The organism is Henriciella mobilis, assembly GCF_003576285.1.
GTDB classification, from domain to species: Bacteria; Pseudomonadota; Alphaproteobacteria; order Caulobacterales; family Hyphomonadaceae; genus Henriciella; species Henriciella mobilis.
The window spans coordinates 526,443-543,201 of sequence record NZ_QWFX01000006.1 but is presented as its reverse complement, the minus strand read 5'-3'; the positions used below and the strand labels follow the sequence as shown (position 1 = coordinate 543,201).

Below are 16,759 nucleotides of genomic sequence, written 5' to 3'. Positions count from 1 at the left end.
GTGGAGGAAAACAATGGAAAACACCTGCCTACACAGCACAAGAACCTTAGCCGCCGCGCTGCTGGCGATCGGGTTATCCTATTCGGCGCCCGCATCGGCGGACCCGATATCAGATCGATTTGACGGTGTTTACGCCGGGGAAATTCGACTCAACCGCGCGATCTCGACAGGCGATTGTTCGACCTTGTCGCTTACAAGAGTCGAGATCTCCGAAGGAAATATGTGGGGCTATGATAGTGACGGGACCCGTGTTGCCCGAGGCTGGGTAACCGAAGACGGTTTTTTCACTGGCGAATTCGAATTGCCGAGCGGCAAAAGAGCGGGCTTTGAAGGCGTCGTTGATGAAGACGGCGTCTTCACGGGCGGGATCGTCGAGAAGGAATGCGCATGGCTCGCCGATCTCAAACAGAAGCGAGGGGAGGATGTCACCTGACGTCCTCAGTGGTCTCCGAAGCCCGCGCGGCTATCCTCCGGCTGCGTGGCGCTTCGAGACCGCAAGAATTAAGAGTCATCGGGAGCAGAGTCATGTGGATAAGCGCGAGAGAACTCGAAAGGCTAATGAATGAGTGCGCTCGGGATGGGTTTAATCCATTCGGTAGTGGACCCGTGCCGATCCTTCTGCGTTCGGACAATCAATGTGATGCTCGAAAAGACAATCAACACCGATGCACGCTGAGTAACCGAAGAACGGTTAAAAACACTCCTGCATCACTGCAACTAGTCGGTAGCAGCGAGATGATGAGCGCATGAGGAGATATGGCTCCTTGATAAAGTCGTTTACTTACAGCGCTACGCCTGATCGAAGCAGGCCTCAGTGAGCCTGAAAAGTTCATGAAAACCAGCCTGAACTTTTCACCAGCCTGATTCGTCTAAACGCTGAACAGAGTAACTGAATGAAGGGACCTGCTAAACTTACATAATGCGGCGGTGAAGGAGATGGACGAATATTCTGAATTTTCTACGATGCGGCGCAATTCCATGCGGAAGCAACCGAAACTCCCCGGTTCGGATGCGCCGGGATACGATATCCCGCGTGCGCTAATTCGTCGGCGTCCGCGCGATCCCAGCCGCGGAGGACGACGCTTCCTCAATAGTTGGATTCTTGAGTTCGAAATGTGGGGACGACGCGAAATCGAACCACTAATGGGATGGACCTCGTCGAACGACCCATACGCATCGGTCCGACTGGAATTTCCGAACCTTGAAAGCGCCGTAGAGTTCGCGGAATCACGTGGGTGGCGATATACGATCAGTGAAGCTCCGGCCCGTCGACAACAGCGAAACTATCAGACGGAGCTTACAAATCGCCTTCGCTATGGCGAGCGTCGAAATAACTCGAAACAGGATCGCAAAGACAGAACGGCGATTCAGTCCGTTGAGCCAACTCGCCAGAATTACGACCCGGTTGATGAAGCGCTAATCGAAACCTTTCCGGCGAGCGACCCGCCCGCATGGACGGGCGCAGCCCTGCGATAATTATGTCGGGGGCGACGCATGACGGGCGAAACGGTTGCAAATGCGAAGAGCGAGTTCGGCGCAGCTAAACCGCTGGCGCCGATTGTTCAACGCCTCATTCTTCCGGCCGTGCAATTTCAACAAACTGCCTTCGCCGGCGGCGCTGTCTTGCTTTTGGCGACGATAGTCGCGCTAGCTTGGTCTAATTCACCATGGGCGGGCGCGTATTTTTCTATCTGGCAAACACCGGTCGCTATTCAGGTCGGCGATTTTGAATTTTCAAAACCATTGCTCCTATGGGTCAATGACGCGTTGATGGCGATTTTCTTTTTCGTCATCGGACTTGAAATCAAACGTGAGGTACTGGCCGGCGAACTAAGCAACCCGCGCAATGCAATATTGCCGTTGATTGCTGCCGCTGGCGGCATCGTCGTTCCCGCTCTTGTTTACACGGGTGTCGTCCTATGGGCCGGCGGCGGCGAAGACGCTATTCGCGGATGGGGTGTCCCGGCGGCGACGGATATCGCGTTTTCTCTTGGCGCACTATCTATTCTTGGAACGCGCGTGCCGATCTCCGCCAAGGTCTTTCTTACCACATTCGCCATAGCCGACGACATTGGCGCAACACTCATCATCGCGATTTTTTATTCCGGCGTTGTCAATTGGATCGCGCTTGGCTGGGCCGCCGCCGCACTCGCTGTTATGCTGGCGGGCAACCGGCTCGGTTTTCGCGCGACAACTTTTTATGCGCTGCTTTCGCTGACCGTTTGGTTTGCATTTCTGAAGTCTGGCGTACACCCGACTATCGCCGGCTTTCTCTCCGCATTTGCGATACCCAGCTATCGACGGATCGAGCCGCGCGCGTTCCTTGAGAGCTCGCGCAGCACTCTGGACGCTTTCGAACGCTCCATTGTCGACCCCATCGCTCAATATCAGGAGAAGGCATCCCAGGCTCAGGAGTCCCACTTTGCATCAGTTGAACGTTCCGCGCGGCTAGTGCAAACGCCGTTGCAGCGGCTTGAGTCGGCGCTCCACCCTTGGGTTGCTTTCGTTATTCTGCCTGTGTTTGCTTTAGCGAATGCGGGCGTTGTTCTTCCGTCCTCGCCGGCACTTATCGGTACACTGATCTCCCATCCTGTCACCCTTGGCGTTTTCGCCGGCCTGGTACTAGGCAAGCCAATCGGCATTTTTGGGGCAACCATGATCGCTTCTAAAACCGGCTGGTTCGAATTGCCGAAAAATTTGTCGCCTCGTCACATCATGGGACTGAGTTTCCTTGGCGGGATTGGCTTTACGATGTCAATTTTTATCGCGTCAGTCGGCTTCGGGTCGGGACATGGCGGCGGTCACGGCGCTGGCCATTTTGACGCCGCAATTGAAGCCCCCGGTCAAGACTATAGCAATCATGCCGGCAGCCCTGGCGAAGCCTCCGCTGCTAAACTCGGCATACTTTTGGGCTCATTAACCGCGGGTGCAGCGGGAATCGCCCTGCTGGCTCACGGCGGCCGCAGGCGGACAGATACTGTCGAGTTGAATAGAGAGGGAGCTGTCGCATGAGCCGTGAAACTCAGGCTAATCTCTGGTATGTGGTGCTCGCTGTCCTTGCCGTCCTCTTCATTCAGGACGCCTTTTCGTCGGCGCATCAGACAGCGTCAATTTCTTACAGCGAATTTGAGACTTATGCGCAAGAAGGACAGATCGCTACTGCAATAATCGGTAACCAATTCATCACCGGCGAGTTCAGTGGACCGGTTGACGGAAAGTCCAGATACGTCACGGCCCTCGTAGATCCCGCTATTGCAGAGCGACTTGAAGAAACCGGTGTCGAGATTGTCGGAAGAATCGAAAACACCTTTCTTCGCGACATACTTTCGTGGGTCATCCCGATTTTCATTTTTTTCGCCATTTGGATGCTGCTCTTCAGACGATTCGCTGAGAAGCAGGGAATGGGCGGCTTCATGTCGATTGGAAAAAGCCGGGCCAAGATCTATGTTGAAGAGGAAACTGGCGTACGGTTTAAGGATGTGGCCGGCGTCGATGAAGCTAAAACCGAACTCGAAGAGATTGTCGCCTATTTGCGCAATCCGGATGCTTACGGGCGGCTCGGCGCCCGCCCGCCCAAAGGCGTCCTTCTTGTCGGTCCGCCCGGCACCGGAAAGACGCTCTTGGCGCGGGCCGTGGCGGGAGAAGCCGGTGTCTCATTTTTTTCGATCAGCGGTTCGGAATTCGTCGAAATGTTCGTCGGCGTAGGCGCAGCGCGGGTTCGTGACCTTTTCGACCAGGCGCGTCGTTCTTCACCTGCAATCATTTTTATCGACGAACTCGATGCTCTTGGTCGGGCAAGAAGCGCCGCGCAAATCGCCGGTCATGATGAGCGCGAGCAAACGTTAAATCAGCTCTTGACTGAACTTGACGGATTCGATTCCAAATCAGGGATCGTTCTCCTTGCCGCTACGAATCGACCGGAAGTGCTGGATCCCGCGCTCCTTCGCGCGGGACGCTTCGACCGCCAGGTTCTCGTTGACCGGCCCGATAAGATAGGCCGTATACAGATTCTTCGTGTGCATTTAGAAAAGATCACGGTTGCGGAGGATGTTGACCTAGAAAAAATTGCTGCGATGACGACCGGGTTTTCCGGTGCGGACCTCGCTAACCTCGTCAACGAGGCGGCTCTCCTTGCAACGCGCCGAGGCGGCGAGCGTGTTACGCTTGATGACTTCTCCAACGCCGTCGAACGGATTGTGGCGGGGTTAGAGAAAAGGAATCGCGTGCTGAATCAAAAAGAACGTGAAATTGTCGCTCATCATGAAATTGGCCATGCTTTAACGGCCTTGGCGCTGCCGGGGTCGGATCCCGTGCACAAGGTTTCGATCATTCCTCGCGGGGTCGGGGCGCTTGGCTACACTATTCAACGTCCCACCGAAGATCGCTTCCTGATGACGAAGGAAGAACTGGAAAACAAAATCTGCGTTCTCCTTGGAGGACGCGCTGCCGAGAAACTGGTGTTCTCCCACCTCTCGACTGGCGCCTCAGATGACTTGGTGAAGGCAACGGATATCGCGCGCTCCATGGTCGAACGTTATGCTATGGACGATGAATTGGGTCACGTCACTTACGAAACGGATCGACCCAACTTTCTTGGCCAGCAAGGCCCGCGCCATCGCGAGGTTAGTGAAGCAACGGCTCAGAAGATCGACGCAGCCGTTGCCGCCATCATCAGTCGCGCATTTGATCGGACTTATAGTCTGCTTGAACAGAATGAATCCATTCTCAGAAAGACCGCAGCCAATCTTCTGGAAAAAGAAACCCTGACTGAAGAGCAATTGCGAGAACTCACGAAAGACCTGAAATGCGTTTCCACCGGAACGCCTGTGGCCGCATAAAACGAGGGTGACATGTTTTTGGGTTATCGCCAGCGCGACTTATACGATCTTGTCGAGCGATATCGCAGCGCAATGGCGCCAGTACATGAGCTGGCTATACTTGGACTAGATGCGTACAAAGATTACGCACCTCTAACATCGACTGAGTTTGGCCGCGGGTTCATTGAAAGCATCAATGCAGCAAAAAACATCATTCTGCGTGGAGAACGATCTGAATTCGGCATTAGAACTACAACGGTCGCCGGAATAGATGTTCCCGTATCAGAGGTGATAACTGCACGCAGAACGTTCTGCGATCTTTTGCATTTTCAAAAATTGAATGCGCCGCCTCAAAAGAAAATGATGATCTTTGCGCCGATGGCAGGTCATTTTTCAACATTGCTTCGCAGAACCGTTGACGCTCTTCTTCCGCATTTTGATGTGTATATTACGGATTGGAAGAACGCGAGAGATGTCCCGCTATCAGAGGGAGGCTTTGATTTCGAGGACTATATTTCTTATGCCATCGATTTCATGCAAGCTTTTGATGAGCGCGTAAATGTAATGGCGGTGTGTCAGCCAACAGTCCCTGTTCTGTGTGCAATTGCGCTTATGTCCGCTCGCCAAACAAATCCGCTTCCTGAGAACCTTATATTGATAGGGGGGCCTATCGATCCCCGTCGCTCACCTACCCAAGTGAATTCACTTGCTGTTACGCAACGTGAAGATTGGTTTGTGGATAATCTATTGACGATTGTGCCCCAAAAATATCCGGGGGCTATGCGAACCGTCTATCCTGGATTTTTGCAGCTCCATGGGTTTTTGTCGATGAACTTTCCGCGACACTTGCGATCAGCGCAAACCTTGATCCGAAATATCACGCTGGGCGCGGATGGAGACGTCGAAAAAACCGCGGAGTTCTATACGGAATATTTTACTGTGATGGATCTTACCGCAGAATTCTATATGCAAACGATAAAGCGCGTATTCAAGGAATTTGCGCTGCCTGAAGGAACTATGACCTGGAGAGACGGAAAGGTCGATTGCGGAGCGATAAAAGATGTCGGTATCATGGCGATTGAGGGTGCTGAGGATGATATTGCCGGTGTTGGACAAACCAAGGCAGCCCTCGACCTTTGCAAGAGCGTGCCTTCGTCAAGGAAGCGGTATCTGCTACAGAACGGCGTCGGCCACTATGGCGTATTCAGTGGAAAAACATTCGAGCGCAAGATAACACCTGAGATCTGCACCTTTATTGGAATATGAATTCGGCGAGGGAACGCGTTATTCATCTTTCAATATATGATATGTTTATGCGGCGTGGCCAAAACCACGATGAAAAACGCGGGGCCGCGTCTAACCGCGGCCCGCAACATATTCCTTGAGCGCGTCAGCCTCTAGCTTGAGTTCGCTCATTCGATGTCGCAACACATCGTGGATCGCAACGATTCCACAAAGCTTCCCGTCACAAACCACCGGCACATGTCGAATCTGATGATGGTCCATAAGCGCCATTGCCTCGTCCATGGAGTCGCCGATGTCGCAAGTAACAACTTTTGTCGACATGAAGTCCGTCACGGGTCGATCGACTACGTCCCGGCCAAATCGTTCAATGCCGCGTACGATGTTTTCCTCAGAGATAATCCCCAAAATCGTGTCGCCATCATCGGTAACGACGAGCGCGCCTGTATCGTCGATTTTAAGCTGGCCAATAGCCTCGGTTAACGATTTGTCAGCGCCGATGACTGGGACAAAGCCCCCCTTCCGTTTGATTAGATTCTCTACTCTCATTTTTAACTACCCATCCTGCGAACGAGCAGCGCCATTCGACTCGCCTGGGGCCAGAACAGCGTCGTCTCAATAGCGAATCAAAAAGGCGTCTCGCGATTCTATACCGGGAATATCATCTGTGAGCGTTGTTTTCATTTTCAAGATGGCTGACGCTCCAAAATTATTCACTTGATTGAGCTCTATAAGCTGCCTCGAAGAGTTTAAGCTGGTCACGGGAATTGTCGCCCGTAATCGCGAACCGATGTCCGTTCGATGACCAATAATGGGTTTCGCTAGCCCTCAGGATAACCGGCGTCGGCGCGTTAACCCGCGGATCTGGCCAAATTGTAAGGCCGTAGCGCTCTCCGTTTTTGTCTCGGTAAAAAAGCACGACGGCGCCGGCGCCATCAATCGAACTCGTGCGTCCCCCCAGATAGATGAACCCTGTTCCATCCATCCGCCGGGCATTTAACGCCGGGTTTCCCAGAGTCGGTAAAGTATTTTTGATAGATTCGAGATTTGTGACCCCAAATTCAATGGACGGTTCGTCGGGACCTAGGAAATATTCTGCATTTTCGGCCACCGCTCGATCGGCCATCTCTTCATCATGCTTGTTCATGTCAGGCCTTGAGACAAAAACCAGCATGGCGGCAAGCACCCCAAGCGCAGCAACCGTTCCGACGAGAATTCCTGCACGTTTCCGAATGAAAGACAGCGCTTCTTTTGGAAACGCCGCATCAAGCAAGCGTTGTGGCGTGCTGTCGGGGCTAATCTTGCTACGCATGGTCCGCAACCCTCCGAGTATGGCGGCATCGGCGGAGAGTTGGGCATCGTGAACTTCGTTGCTTGACAAATAGAGGGCGACTTCGGCCTGACGTTGCGGGTCGAGTTCGCCATCGGCATAAGCGGAAAGTTCCTCCGGCGTCGGAGGACGAATATCAGTCATCGCCATCTCCTTTACCTGGGTCCTGTTGTTCTTGGACTCTCGGAAAATAATCGCTCATTTGATCACGTAAAAGCTCCCTCGCGCGAAAGACGCGGGAGCGCACAGTACCGACCGGGATATCCATTACCGTCGCGCTTTCGGCGTAGGAATAACCCTGGACTCCTACAAGCCACATCGTTTCCTTCAGCTCCGCTGGGAGGCTTCCGAACGCTTTGTTGAGATCGCGCAGAAAATCCGACGCTTCAAGACGCATGTCCGGCATCGCATGTTCAAAATCGAGTGCGTCCGCCGACAGCCCATCTGGGGCGGCCGCTTTCCTTCTCATTATATCGATATGGCGATTGCGCATGATTGAAAAAAGCCATGCGCGCATGCTGTCTGGCTCGTCTTGATCATTGAGCGCTGTAATGGCGCGTGCAACGCTATCCTGCACGAGGTCGTCTGCATTCGAGCTGTCCCTCGTCAGGTAGCGCGCGTATTCGCGCATTCGAGGCAGTTCGGCGAGTATGGCTCTGGACGTCATGGGTTTTCAGCGCGCCTAATTGAACTTTTTAGTTAGTCGTTCGTCTCCAATTGTGAAGGCCGCTGAACGGAAGTGGTCTTTTGAAAGTATTGACAAATTCGTAGCACCGCTCGGGCGTTACGACAACGTGTTTGTACGCGGCCTGCGTGAATTTAGCGCGGCGGCGCCACGACGTTCTGCGGCCTGGTGGGGCTCATAACCTATGGAGGCGAATGTGATCAGTAAGCGGAACCATAGCTCAAAACAGGGCTTATTCGGGCGCGTGTCATCTGGCGCGCTTATCGCCATGATGGCCTTCAGCGCGACAGCATGCGCCGAAAGCGAAGCTGATTCTACGGCCGCATCAGATGCGCCCGGAAAAATAGAACTTGCACAAGTCGATCAAACACCAAACGACACCAAGGCTGTCGAGACAGCTAAAACTCCGGAAGCTCCCAGCGATCAAGCGGAAACCACGAAATCTGTCGAGCCGTCTGTCGCGGATGAGGCGAGTAGACAGATTGCCGAAAAGCGCGCCGCTCTACTAAAAGATGCGGTCACGGCGATTGAAGAGTCTCGTAAAGCGGTCACTGCACTGGATGACGACGACGCTGAAGCCGCTCTTGAGGCGCTTGCAGCCGCGACCGGAAAGCTCGACATAATCGTCGCCCGCGAGCCTGATCTTGCGCTAGCGCCTGTTAGCGTGACAGCTATTCGCGAGGACCTGATCGCCACAGTCGATGGCGTGAAACGCCTGCGGAAAAATATCGAAGATCTAATCGATGACGGCGAAATTCAGAAAGCTAAGCCACTCATTGAGACTTTTGGCAGCGAGATCGTGATAACCGAGACGAGCATTCCGCTTGCGACCTATCCTGACGCCATCAAGGATGTCGCCGCCTTGATCGACGATGGCGAAATTGAAGCGGCCAAGGTTGCGCTCGACACGGCGCTCTCCACTATGGTGATTACGGAAACAGTAGTCCCCCTGCCGTTACTGCGTGCCCACGCAATGCTCGAATTAGCTGAGGATGTGCTTGACGAGGAAACGACGGCGGAAGCTGAAGCGAAGGTTGAAAGCATTAGCGGTGATAACGAAGAAGATCGGATGACGCAGGCGGAGCGCCTTCGTGAAAACGCCGCTTATCAAATCGAACTCGCTAAGGCTTTTGGCTATGGTGACAAGTCACTCTACCGCCAGCTTGAACGGGATCTCGACAAGCTAAAGGACCGCATAGCGGATGAGAAGGATACGGGCGATCTGTTCGCCTCCTTGCGTCGTCAGATCACCGGTCTAATGCCGGGTGACGACGAGTAATGATCGCCCGAAAAGAGGCGGCGCGCGCCCCCCGCATAACGCGCCGCCTCTTTGCCTCATATTCGACCTTCATTGATACCTCCCGGCCCGTTCGAAAGGATGCGCCATGACCGAACACGAAAAGCATACGACAGATATGTCTGCGCCGGACAGACCTCAGTCCGCCGAAAGCAAAGACGCGAAAACGAAAAAGCCGGCGGATGCCGAAGCGAAACTCTCTGATTTAGAGGATAAGTTCCTACGCGCTTTAGCGGATGCCGAGAACGCTCGAAAACGTGCTGCGAGAGCGCGTACGGAAGGCCATGTCGCAGGAATTGCGGAAGCGGTGAATGCGCTGTTGCCGACGCTCGACAATATCGAACTTGCGCTGAAAAATCGGCCTAACACGGATGCGGTTTCCGTCGCATCCTTGTTCGACGGTGTTGAAGCGACGCGCCGGGTGTTCATCGAAGGATTGAAATCCCTCGGTGTTGAACGTCTTGATCCCACCGGAGAAGCCTTCGATCCCAATACATGCGAAGCAATGAGCGTCCAAGAAGTTGACACGGCGCCGACGAATACCGTCCTGGAAACTGTGCAGCCCGGCTACCGACGGGGCGATTATCTCATTCGTCCAGCTATTGTTGTCGTCTCCAAGATGAAGAACAGTGGCCCAGGAGAATCAGAAGACCAACATACAAAAGTATAAAGTCGATTTCAGATGGAGATCGGATATGCAAGACAAGAACGCGAAGCTCAATGTCCTGGAAACGATGCCTGTGCGGGAAGTCGTCGCGGTAGTTCATTCTGAAGATCAACTCATCAGCGCTACCGACCAGTTGATGGCGGCAGGCATTGACCGCGCTGATATCGATCTAATGGCGGACCGAAACACAATTCTGCGCAAACTTGGGAAGTATTACTACGATCCCAGCGAGATTGCCGACAATCCCGACGTTCCCAGGCAAGCCCTTATCCTGCGCGAAGAACTCACGGAAGGCGCCGCCGGCGCCTTTGGCGTACTTTTCTATCTCGGCGCGCTTAGTACGGCGGGAGCGGTCGTTGCTTCCGGCGGCGCAGTGGCCGCTGCCGCGCTTGCAGCGCTCGCTGGCGGAGCCGTCACTGGAGGACTTGGAGCGGCGTTCGCACATAATTTGACCGCCGAGAAAATGCGAAAATTGAAATTCGATTTGTTGAGCGGAGGAATTCTTCTCTTTGTCCGTGTGCGCAATGACTCGAAAGAGCAAAAAGCGCTTAACGTCCTTGAAGCGATCGGCGCCGATAACGTCCATGTTCATGAAATTCAGCTTTCCAAAACCGTGGCCGATATCCCGCTCTCTCAAATCAATCCTGACCCTTGGCTCGGGAATGAGCGGCTTGGAGACGTATGCTGAGTGTTTGTGTAATGGAGGGCATGCTATGAATCAAACAATTGAATCCTTGAAATCGCGGCTTCGCAGTGTCGAACGAGACCTGGAGGCGCGCCTTATCAAATCACGTCGTCAATTTGAGTATAGCCTCGTGAATGGAAAGGCCGTTTTTACGAGAGCGGCGCGTAAGCGGCATGCAGAATTGAAGAAAAGTCTTGTTGCGACTCTTGCTGATGCGCGTGTTCGCAACTTAATTGCGGCGCCCTTCATTTATGCCGTGTTTTTTCCGATTGCGGTGTTGGATGTATTTGTTTCAATGTATCAGGCGATTTGCTTCCGCCTATGGCGAATTCCGTTAGTGCGGCGTTCGGAATATGTGATCGTCGACAGGCACCGCCTTCCTTACCTTAACGCAATTCAAAAACTCAATTGCGCCTATTGCGGGTACGCGAATGGAGTCATGTCGTATGTCTCGGAAGTCGCAGCACGAACGGAACAATATTGGTGTCCGATTAAACACGCGCTCTCTGTTAAGCAGCCTCACGGGCGCTATCTCAGCTTCATCGAGTACGGTGACGCAAATGACTTGCAAAACCGCATAGGCGAACAGCGCGACGCATTGTGTTGCGATGATCAACAGGACACCTCGAACACCAAGCGCACGCCGATCTGCGAGGCTCCACTGCCAACGGCCGCCGACTAGCCGAACACGACATATTTGGCAGGTTTTCGATCGGCGAAAATCTAACAGCTTATGTCAAGCCATGCTCGGGGGTTTGCGTCAGTGTAAGTTGAAAATGAACCATTCCGCTTCGTCTAGAAAATATAAGACCTTACCACCGCCCAAGTCCTGGGTGGAGTTGACAGATGCATGCGTTGTCAGGATCTCTTCGTCAGGCTCATTTGAAGCCGCCCAAAGCGAATTACAGCAATTGGTTGATCTAGCGCCGACTCTGAATAGCAAAATTGTCCAGCAGAATACCCGCGCACCGTGGAATGCCCCGGAGGTTGTGTCGCTTTTCCAAGAGTGCACGTTCCGGCAGCTCGTTATTGTATCCGATGAAATTTCTACATTTTTAGTCGGACTGGCGTCGCTGGCGCTTGAAAGCGGGTACGATACTTTCGCTGTTATCCATAATCTAGATAAGGCTCCGCAAAGCGCATCAATGCGATTAGAGATGATCGGTGCCAAGATCGTCGACTTTGAGCGATTTCTGGAAGAGTGCAGAATCGCGACCAAAAGCTAACGCCTGCTATAGGCAAACAAGCTGCGTATTTCCCCTTTACAGCCTATATCGGCGTATAGTTTCTCGCGACGGCTCTATAGCAGTCAATACGAGCTGCTTCGGATCAACTCCTCGCCTCCAAATTCGAGCCTGACGGCCCAGGCGGTTCGGGTGCCTGTCTGGTTTTATGCAAACGGGCGCTTCCGGCTACGCCGGACCGCGCTCGCGTGAATGGAGCCGCCCTATCCGGGCGTCACCACCCTTCGGGCTTTGATCGCTAGCGCATCTTGATCGTTTGAACCAGCGGACGGGGCGTGGACACGCCCCGACTTTTTCTGTGTTTCCCCTGAAGACGGGGGTGGGCGGTCGGCGCGTATGGCGCCGGGCGGTCCCGGCCGCAAGGGCCTTGGATCTTAATTCGTCCAGTTCGTTTTTCTTCTCCTACCAAAACCCTTGCGCCCGCGCCCTCATGCCCGACGCCTGACGGCCTCTCACCGCCCACCCCCGCCTTCCGGGGAAATGTGTGACGGGCGGAGAAGGAGGCGAGAGATGAGCGCGAACAAGGAAGCGACGTGGCAGCCGGAGAGCGAGCAAGCCCTCCCGGCGAGGGAGAGAAGAAACCGGGCGGGCCGCAAGGACCTCTATCAAGAAGTGACGGATAAGATTGTCGCCGAATTGAAAGCTGGGCGCGCGCCATGGGCGCAGCCATGGGGCGCGGCGCATGTCGCAACGCCGCTCAGCCTGCCCAAGAACGGCGCCACAGGGCGCGGCTATTCCGGGATCAACATTCTGCTTTTGTGGGGCGCCGCCATCGAGGGCGGACGAAGCTGTCAGACATGGCTGACCTTCAAGCAGGCGCTGGCCCTTGGCGGATGCGTGCGCAAGGGCGAGCGTGGGGCCATGGTCGTTTACGCCGACCGCTTCACGCCGAAAGACGAGCAGCAGCGCGCGCAGGAAAGCGGAGAAGACGCCAAGCAGGTTCCGTTTCTGAAACGCTACACCGTCTTCAATGCCGACCAATGCGACGGTCTGCCGGAAACCGTGACGGCGCGCACGGCGCCGCTGCCGGAACGGGACGTCATTCCGGGTGCAGAAAACCTGATCGCCGCAACCGGCGCGGATTTCCGCATCGGCGGGGACAAGGCGTTTTATGTCCCGTCGAAGGATTTCATACAGGTTCCGCCGCAACCGGCTTTCTTTGATCAGATCAATTACTATCGCACCTGCTTTCACGAACTCGGCCATTGGACGGGACATGAAAGCCGTCTGGCGCGCGACCTCAAAGGCGGGTTCGGCTCAAAGGACTACGCCCGCGAGGAACTGGTTGCGGAAATGGCCAGCGCCTTTGTCTGCGCAAGCCTCGCCATCACGCCTACCGTGCGACACACGGATTATATCGGCTCATGGTTGGAAGTCCTGCGCGAAGACAAACGCGCCATTTTTCGCGCGGCCTCGCTCGCCTCGAAAGCTGCCGATTTCATTCTCGCCTGCAACGCCGATGACCCTGCCACCGCCGATGCGCAGGAGGCCGCAGCATGAGCGTGCCGCCCCCCTTTCAGATCACCCAGGACGATCTGGAGCGATCATCGCTTGAGCCCGGAGATGTCGGCCTTTGGGCGCTGCTCGTCACCGGCTGTTTTCACCTGTTCGACACCGAAGCCGCCGCGCGGCGCGCCTACCGGCTTCTCTTGGCGGACAAGGCCGTCCGCTGAACCGATTTCCCAACCCAACCCGATAAGGACTCTATCCGATGAAACTCCAACATATCCCCGTCGACCAATTGAAAGTCAGCAAGCTGAATATGCGCCATGAGCGCAGGAAACCCGATATTTCGGACATCCTGCCGTCGATCCGCGAACGCGGCGTCCGTCAAACGCTGCTGGTTCGTAAGGAAGGTGATCACTATGGCGTCGTCGCCGGTCGCCGCCGTCTGTTCGCCCTCAAACAAGTTGCGAAGGAAACAGGAAAATCTCTCACAGCCCCGTGCGGCGTTCTTGGGCCGGGAGACGATGCCGAGGCGATTGAGGATTCTCTTCTGGAAAACATCGCCCGCCTTCCGCCCGGCGAATTTCAGCAATATGACGCCTTCGCGCGGCTCGTTCAGGCGGGAAAATCCGCCGAAGACATCGCCGCCACGTTCGGCGTCACGGAACTCAAAGTGCGCCGCGTGCTGGCGCTGGCGAACCTGTCGCCGGACATCAAGCGGCTCTACGAGGACGATAAAATCGATGCGGGCACGTTGCGCGCGCTTACCCTCGCCACGCCGGACCAGCAGGAAAGCTGGCTGAAACTCTTCGCCGATCCGAATGAACACGCCCCGCGCCGTGAGCGCCTGAAAGCGTGGCTGACCGGCGGCGCGCGCATCCTGACCAAGGCGGCGCTGTTCGATCTTGCAGCCTATGACGGGCATATCCTCACAGACCTGTTCGGCGACAGCGCGATCTTCGCCGATCCCGACCTGTTCTGGTCCTGCCAGAACGCCGCCATCACCGAGCGCATTGAAGCCTACAAGGCGGCAGGCTGGCAGGTGGTCGAGATATTGGAGCGCGGCGCGTTCTTTTCGTCATGGGAGTATGTGAAACTTCCCAAGGCCAAGGGCGGGCGCATCTATGTGGAAACGCGCCATGACGGGACCGTGACCTTCCATGAGGGCTATGTCAGCCAGAAGGAAGCAAAGCGGCTTGAAGGGACGGTGAAAGGGGAGAAGGCCAGCGCGCCTTCCGAGAAACCGGAAATGTCCGGCCCCTTGGGAGAATATGTAACCCTCCACCGCCACGCGGCGATCCGCGCGCGCCTGCCCGGTCATCCGGGCGTCGCGCTCCGCCTCGCCGTCGCCCATCTGCTGATCGGCTCGTCGCTCTGGCGCATTGAGGCGGACCCCCAGCGAACCCGCAAGCATGCCACAGCCGACAGCCTCGCCGCCAGTAAGGGCGAACGTCTCATGCGGGAAGAAGCCGGCCATGTCTGCGCGATGCTGGGTTTTGAGAATCCCGAACGCGGATTGCTGCGGCAGAACGGAGACGGCTGGACTGCGGCGATGGTCTTCTCGCGGCTCCTGAAGATGGACGACAGCGATGTGCTTCGCATCCTCGCTCTTGCAATGGCCGAGAGCTTGGAAGCCGGTTCGCCGGTTGTGGAAGCGCTGGCGCAGACGATCGAGCCTGACCTTTGCGCGCTCTGGACCCCGGACGAAGCGTTCTTCGATCTCTTGCGGGATAAGCGCGTCATTAATGCGATGGTCGCCGACATCGCTGGTGAAGCGGCGGCGAAAGCCTGCCTCACGGAAACCGCCAAGGCGCAGAAACAGATCATCCGAAATCGCATTGACGGCAAGGGAGGCGATCCTTTTCCAGACTGGCGCCCGCGCTGGATGACGGACATTCCCACAGCCTATCTCGCCACCAATGGCTCTCCTCCTGTCGCGGCCGCGGAAAAGGCGCGCTCGGCGATTGCAGAAGGGAAGAAAGCGATAGAGTGACGATCAAACACCGCGCTGGCTCGCCAGTGCGGCGCCTACCTCATCGAGGCAGGATCGAAGACTGTCGGCGAGTCCGGTCAACGCCGCCATATCTGCTTCGCCGGGTGCAGCGAAATGAATTGCGAGCATTTCGCTGACCAATGCGTGAAGGGCTACCGGCTCGCACACGCCGTCATCGCCGAACAGGCGCCTATTTTCCTCGGCGGACAAATTCTCGCAATCAAGCGCGACGAATCCCGATTGCGTCATAAAAATGCGCAGGCGCTCGATATCTACCGGGTGCTTCACATAGAACGCCTTTCTCAAATCCCCGCCGAGGGCCGCGAATGACGAAAGCCAAATATATTTGGTAGCGAAGAATCGCGCCCCTTGTCCACTTGGGGCGGATGAACGCAAGGGATATCGTCGCACGGAATGTCAGGAAAAGACGCGCCGAACTGGGCCTCAGCCAGGACGAAGTCGGCGCGCGCGCTGAATCGTCCGGCAACTATATCGGCATGATCGAGCGCAGCGAGACATCGGTTTCCATCGACATGCTCGCAGACATCGCCGAAGTCCTGGGCGTGTCCCTGCGCGACCTTGTCGACCCGGATTGGACTGGCGGGCAGAACGGATCGGCGAATTAAGCCCAGCCTCGCCTCTTTGGGAACCAACATCACGGACTGGTCTCGGCAACTTGGCGGGCGCGTCTTGCGCCGCCGAAACGGGCGAGCCTGCATCCAGTCGCTTGCGCCATCACCATCTCTCATAGCGCCAGACCCTCATCTCGGCCACTTCCCCTGAGCGAGCCCTGACCCATGGGCCGAAACGCCGCCGGCCCTGAAACCCTGCGCCGCCCGCTTTTTTCCTCCCCGCTACGCGGGTTCATCGCGAAGCAAAAAAGCGCGCGGCTCCGGGTGCTCCACATGCGTTCCGCCCGGCTCCTCGGAGCCGGTTCGGACCGCCGCCGCCCCGGCCTTCATGGGGGCGCGCCAAGGGGATTGGCCCCGAGCAGGGCGCGACAACATGGAGACGAAAATCATGGCTCAAGCACTTGGATATGTGACGCAAACCGGAGACGGCGAATACGAAGGCACACTCGCCATGGGCGTCAACGCCCGCATCAGGATCGCCCGCAACGCAGCGAAAAAGCCGGGCTCGAAACAGCCCGACTTCCGCATCTTCAGCCCCCAATTCGGGGAGCTCGGCGGCGGCTGGACCCGCACCGGAAAGACCTCGGGACGTGAATATGTGTCGCTCACGCTGGCGCATCCGATGATCTCGCCGCGCCGAGTGTACGCCAATCTCGGTCCCGCCTCGAGTGGTCGCGACGGCGAATTCGCGCTCCTCTGGAACGCGGCGTGACAGGCAAGT

General features: G+C 56.0%; 19 protein-coding genes. 15 read left to right on the top strand and 4 right to left on the bottom strand.

Annotated elements, in window-relative coordinates:
* The first annotated feature begins 13 nt into the window (after positions 1–13).
* The 5 genes from D1223_RS18730 to phaZ all read left to right on the top strand — a co-directional run bounded on the left by D1223_RS18730 (position 14) and on the right by phaZ (position 6,083).
* Positions 14–433, top strand: coding sequence for a hypothetical protein (locus tag D1223_RS18730; protein WP_146739659.1), 420 nt, complete (start codon positions 14–16; stop codon positions 431–433).
* A gap of 503 nt (positions 434–936) precedes the next feature.
* Positions 937–1,476 carry an NADH dehydrogenase ubiquinone Fe-S protein 4 gene (locus tag D1223_RS19260; protein WP_375204668.1) on the top strand — a complete coding sequence of 180 codons (540 nt, stop codon included), beginning with the start codon at positions 937–939 and terminating at the stop codon, positions 1,474–1,476.
* A gap of 18 nt (positions 1,477–1,494) precedes the next feature.
* A complete protein-coding gene (gene nhaA, locus D1223_RS07460; protein ID WP_112061560.1) occupies positions 1,495–3,012 on the top strand; it encodes a Na+/H+ antiporter NhaA in 1,518 nt (505 codons plus the stop codon).
* On the top strand, positions 3,009–4,838 hold the full coding sequence (ftsH, locus tag D1223_RS07455) for an ATP-dependent zinc metalloprotease FtsH (RefSeq protein WP_119375777.1): 1,830 nt from the start codon (positions 3,009–3,011) through the stop codon (positions 4,836–4,838). Before nhaA ends, ftsH begins: the two co-directional genes overlap by 4 nt.
* Positions 4,839–4,850: 12 nt before the next feature.
* Positions 4,851–6,083, top strand: a complete 1,233-nt coding sequence (gene phaZ, locus D1223_RS07450) for a polyhydroxyalkanoate depolymerase (protein ID WP_119375776.1) — start codon at positions 4,851–4,853, stop codon at positions 6,081–6,083.
* A 90-nt stretch (positions 6,084–6,173) separates the two neighbouring features.
* Here phaZ and D1223_RS07445 read toward each other — a convergent pair whose 3' ends face one another.
* The 3 genes from D1223_RS07445 to D1223_RS07435 form a co-directional block, all read right to left on the bottom strand.
* Positions 6,174–6,608 carry a CBS domain-containing protein gene (locus D1223_RS07445; protein ID WP_119375775.1) on the bottom strand — a complete coding sequence of 145 codons (435 nt, stop codon included), beginning with the start codon at positions 6,606–6,608 and terminating at the stop codon, positions 6,174–6,176.
* 160 nt (positions 6,609–6,768) lie between these two features.
* Complete coding sequence (locus D1223_RS07440) at positions 6,769–7,533, bottom strand: anti-sigma factor family protein (RefSeq protein WP_119375774.1); 765 nt, start codon at positions 7,531–7,533, stop codon at positions 6,769–6,771.
* Positions 7,526–8,056, bottom strand: a complete 531-nt coding sequence (locus tag D1223_RS07435) for an RNA polymerase sigma factor (protein ID WP_119375773.1) — start codon at positions 8,054–8,056, stop codon at positions 7,526–7,528. Before D1223_RS07435 ends, D1223_RS07440 begins: the two co-directional genes overlap by 8 nt.
* 214 nt (positions 8,057–8,270) lie before the next feature.
* Between D1223_RS07435 and D1223_RS07430 the strand changes: the two genes are divergently transcribed.
* The 8 genes from D1223_RS07430 (at position 8,271) to D1223_RS07400 (ending at position 15,406) form a co-directional block, all read left to right on the top strand.
* Complete coding sequence (locus tag D1223_RS07430) at positions 8,271–9,353, top strand: YfdX family protein (RefSeq protein WP_158588432.1); 1,083 nt, start codon at positions 8,271–8,273, stop codon at positions 9,351–9,353.
* A 106-nt stretch (positions 9,354–9,459) separates the two neighbouring features.
* Positions 9,460–10,041 (top strand): nucleotide exchange factor GrpE, encoded by a 582-nt coding sequence (locus D1223_RS07425; protein ID WP_119375771.1) that lies wholly within the window; start codon positions 9,460–9,462, stop codon positions 10,039–10,041.
* Between the two features lie 25 nt (positions 10,042–10,066).
* A complete protein-coding gene (locus D1223_RS07420; RefSeq protein ID WP_119375770.1) occupies positions 10,067–10,726 on the top strand; it encodes a hypothetical protein in 660 nt (219 codons plus the stop codon).
* A gap of 25 nt (positions 10,727–10,751) precedes the next feature.
* Positions 10,752–11,405: a hypothetical protein gene (locus D1223_RS07415; protein ID WP_119375769.1), complete on the top strand. Its 654-nt coding sequence runs from the start codon at positions 10,752–10,754 to the stop codon at positions 11,403–11,405.
* Positions 11,406–11,499: 94 nt separating this feature from the next.
* Entirely contained in the window at positions 11,500–11,949 is a 450-nt protein-coding gene (locus tag D1223_RS07410; RefSeq protein ID WP_147372718.1) for a hypothetical protein, read from the top strand.
* 528 nt (positions 11,950–12,477) lie between these two features.
* A complete protein-coding gene (locus tag D1223_RS07405) occupies positions 12,478–13,467 on the top strand; it encodes an ArdC family protein (RefSeq protein WP_119375767.1) in 990 nt (329 codons plus the stop codon).
* Positions 13,464–13,640: a hypothetical protein gene (locus tag D1223_RS18820; RefSeq protein ID WP_158588431.1), complete on the top strand. Its 177-nt coding sequence runs from the start codon at positions 13,464–13,466 to the stop codon at positions 13,638–13,640. Before D1223_RS07405 ends, D1223_RS18820 begins: the two co-directional genes overlap by 4 nt.
* Positions 13,641–13,678: 38 nt before the next feature.
* On the top strand, positions 13,679–15,406 hold the full coding sequence (locus D1223_RS07400) for a ParB/RepB/Spo0J family partition protein (RefSeq protein ID WP_119375766.1): 1,728 nt from the start codon (positions 13,679–13,681) through the stop codon (positions 15,404–15,406).
* A gap of 3 nt (positions 15,407–15,409) precedes the next feature.
* Here the strand turns inward: D1223_RS07400 and D1223_RS07395 are convergent, their stop codons facing one another.
* On the bottom strand, positions 15,410–15,712 hold the full coding sequence (locus D1223_RS07395; protein WP_147372716.1) for a hypothetical protein: 303 nt from the start codon (positions 15,710–15,712) through the stop codon (positions 15,410–15,412).
* 80 nt (positions 15,713–15,792) lie between these two features.
* Here D1223_RS07395 and D1223_RS07390 point away from each other — a divergent pair, with 80 nt between their 5' ends.
* Positions 15,793–16,032, top strand: a complete 240-nt coding sequence (locus tag D1223_RS07390) for a helix-turn-helix domain-containing protein (protein ID WP_119375764.1) — start codon at positions 15,793–15,795, stop codon at positions 16,030–16,032.
* Between the two features lie 394 nt (positions 16,033–16,426).
* Complete coding sequence (locus tag D1223_RS07385) at positions 16,427–16,750, top strand: DUF736 domain-containing protein (protein ID WP_233353076.1); 324 nt, start codon at positions 16,427–16,429, stop codon at positions 16,748–16,750.
* The last annotated feature ends 9 nt before the right edge of the window (positions 16,751–16,759 follow it).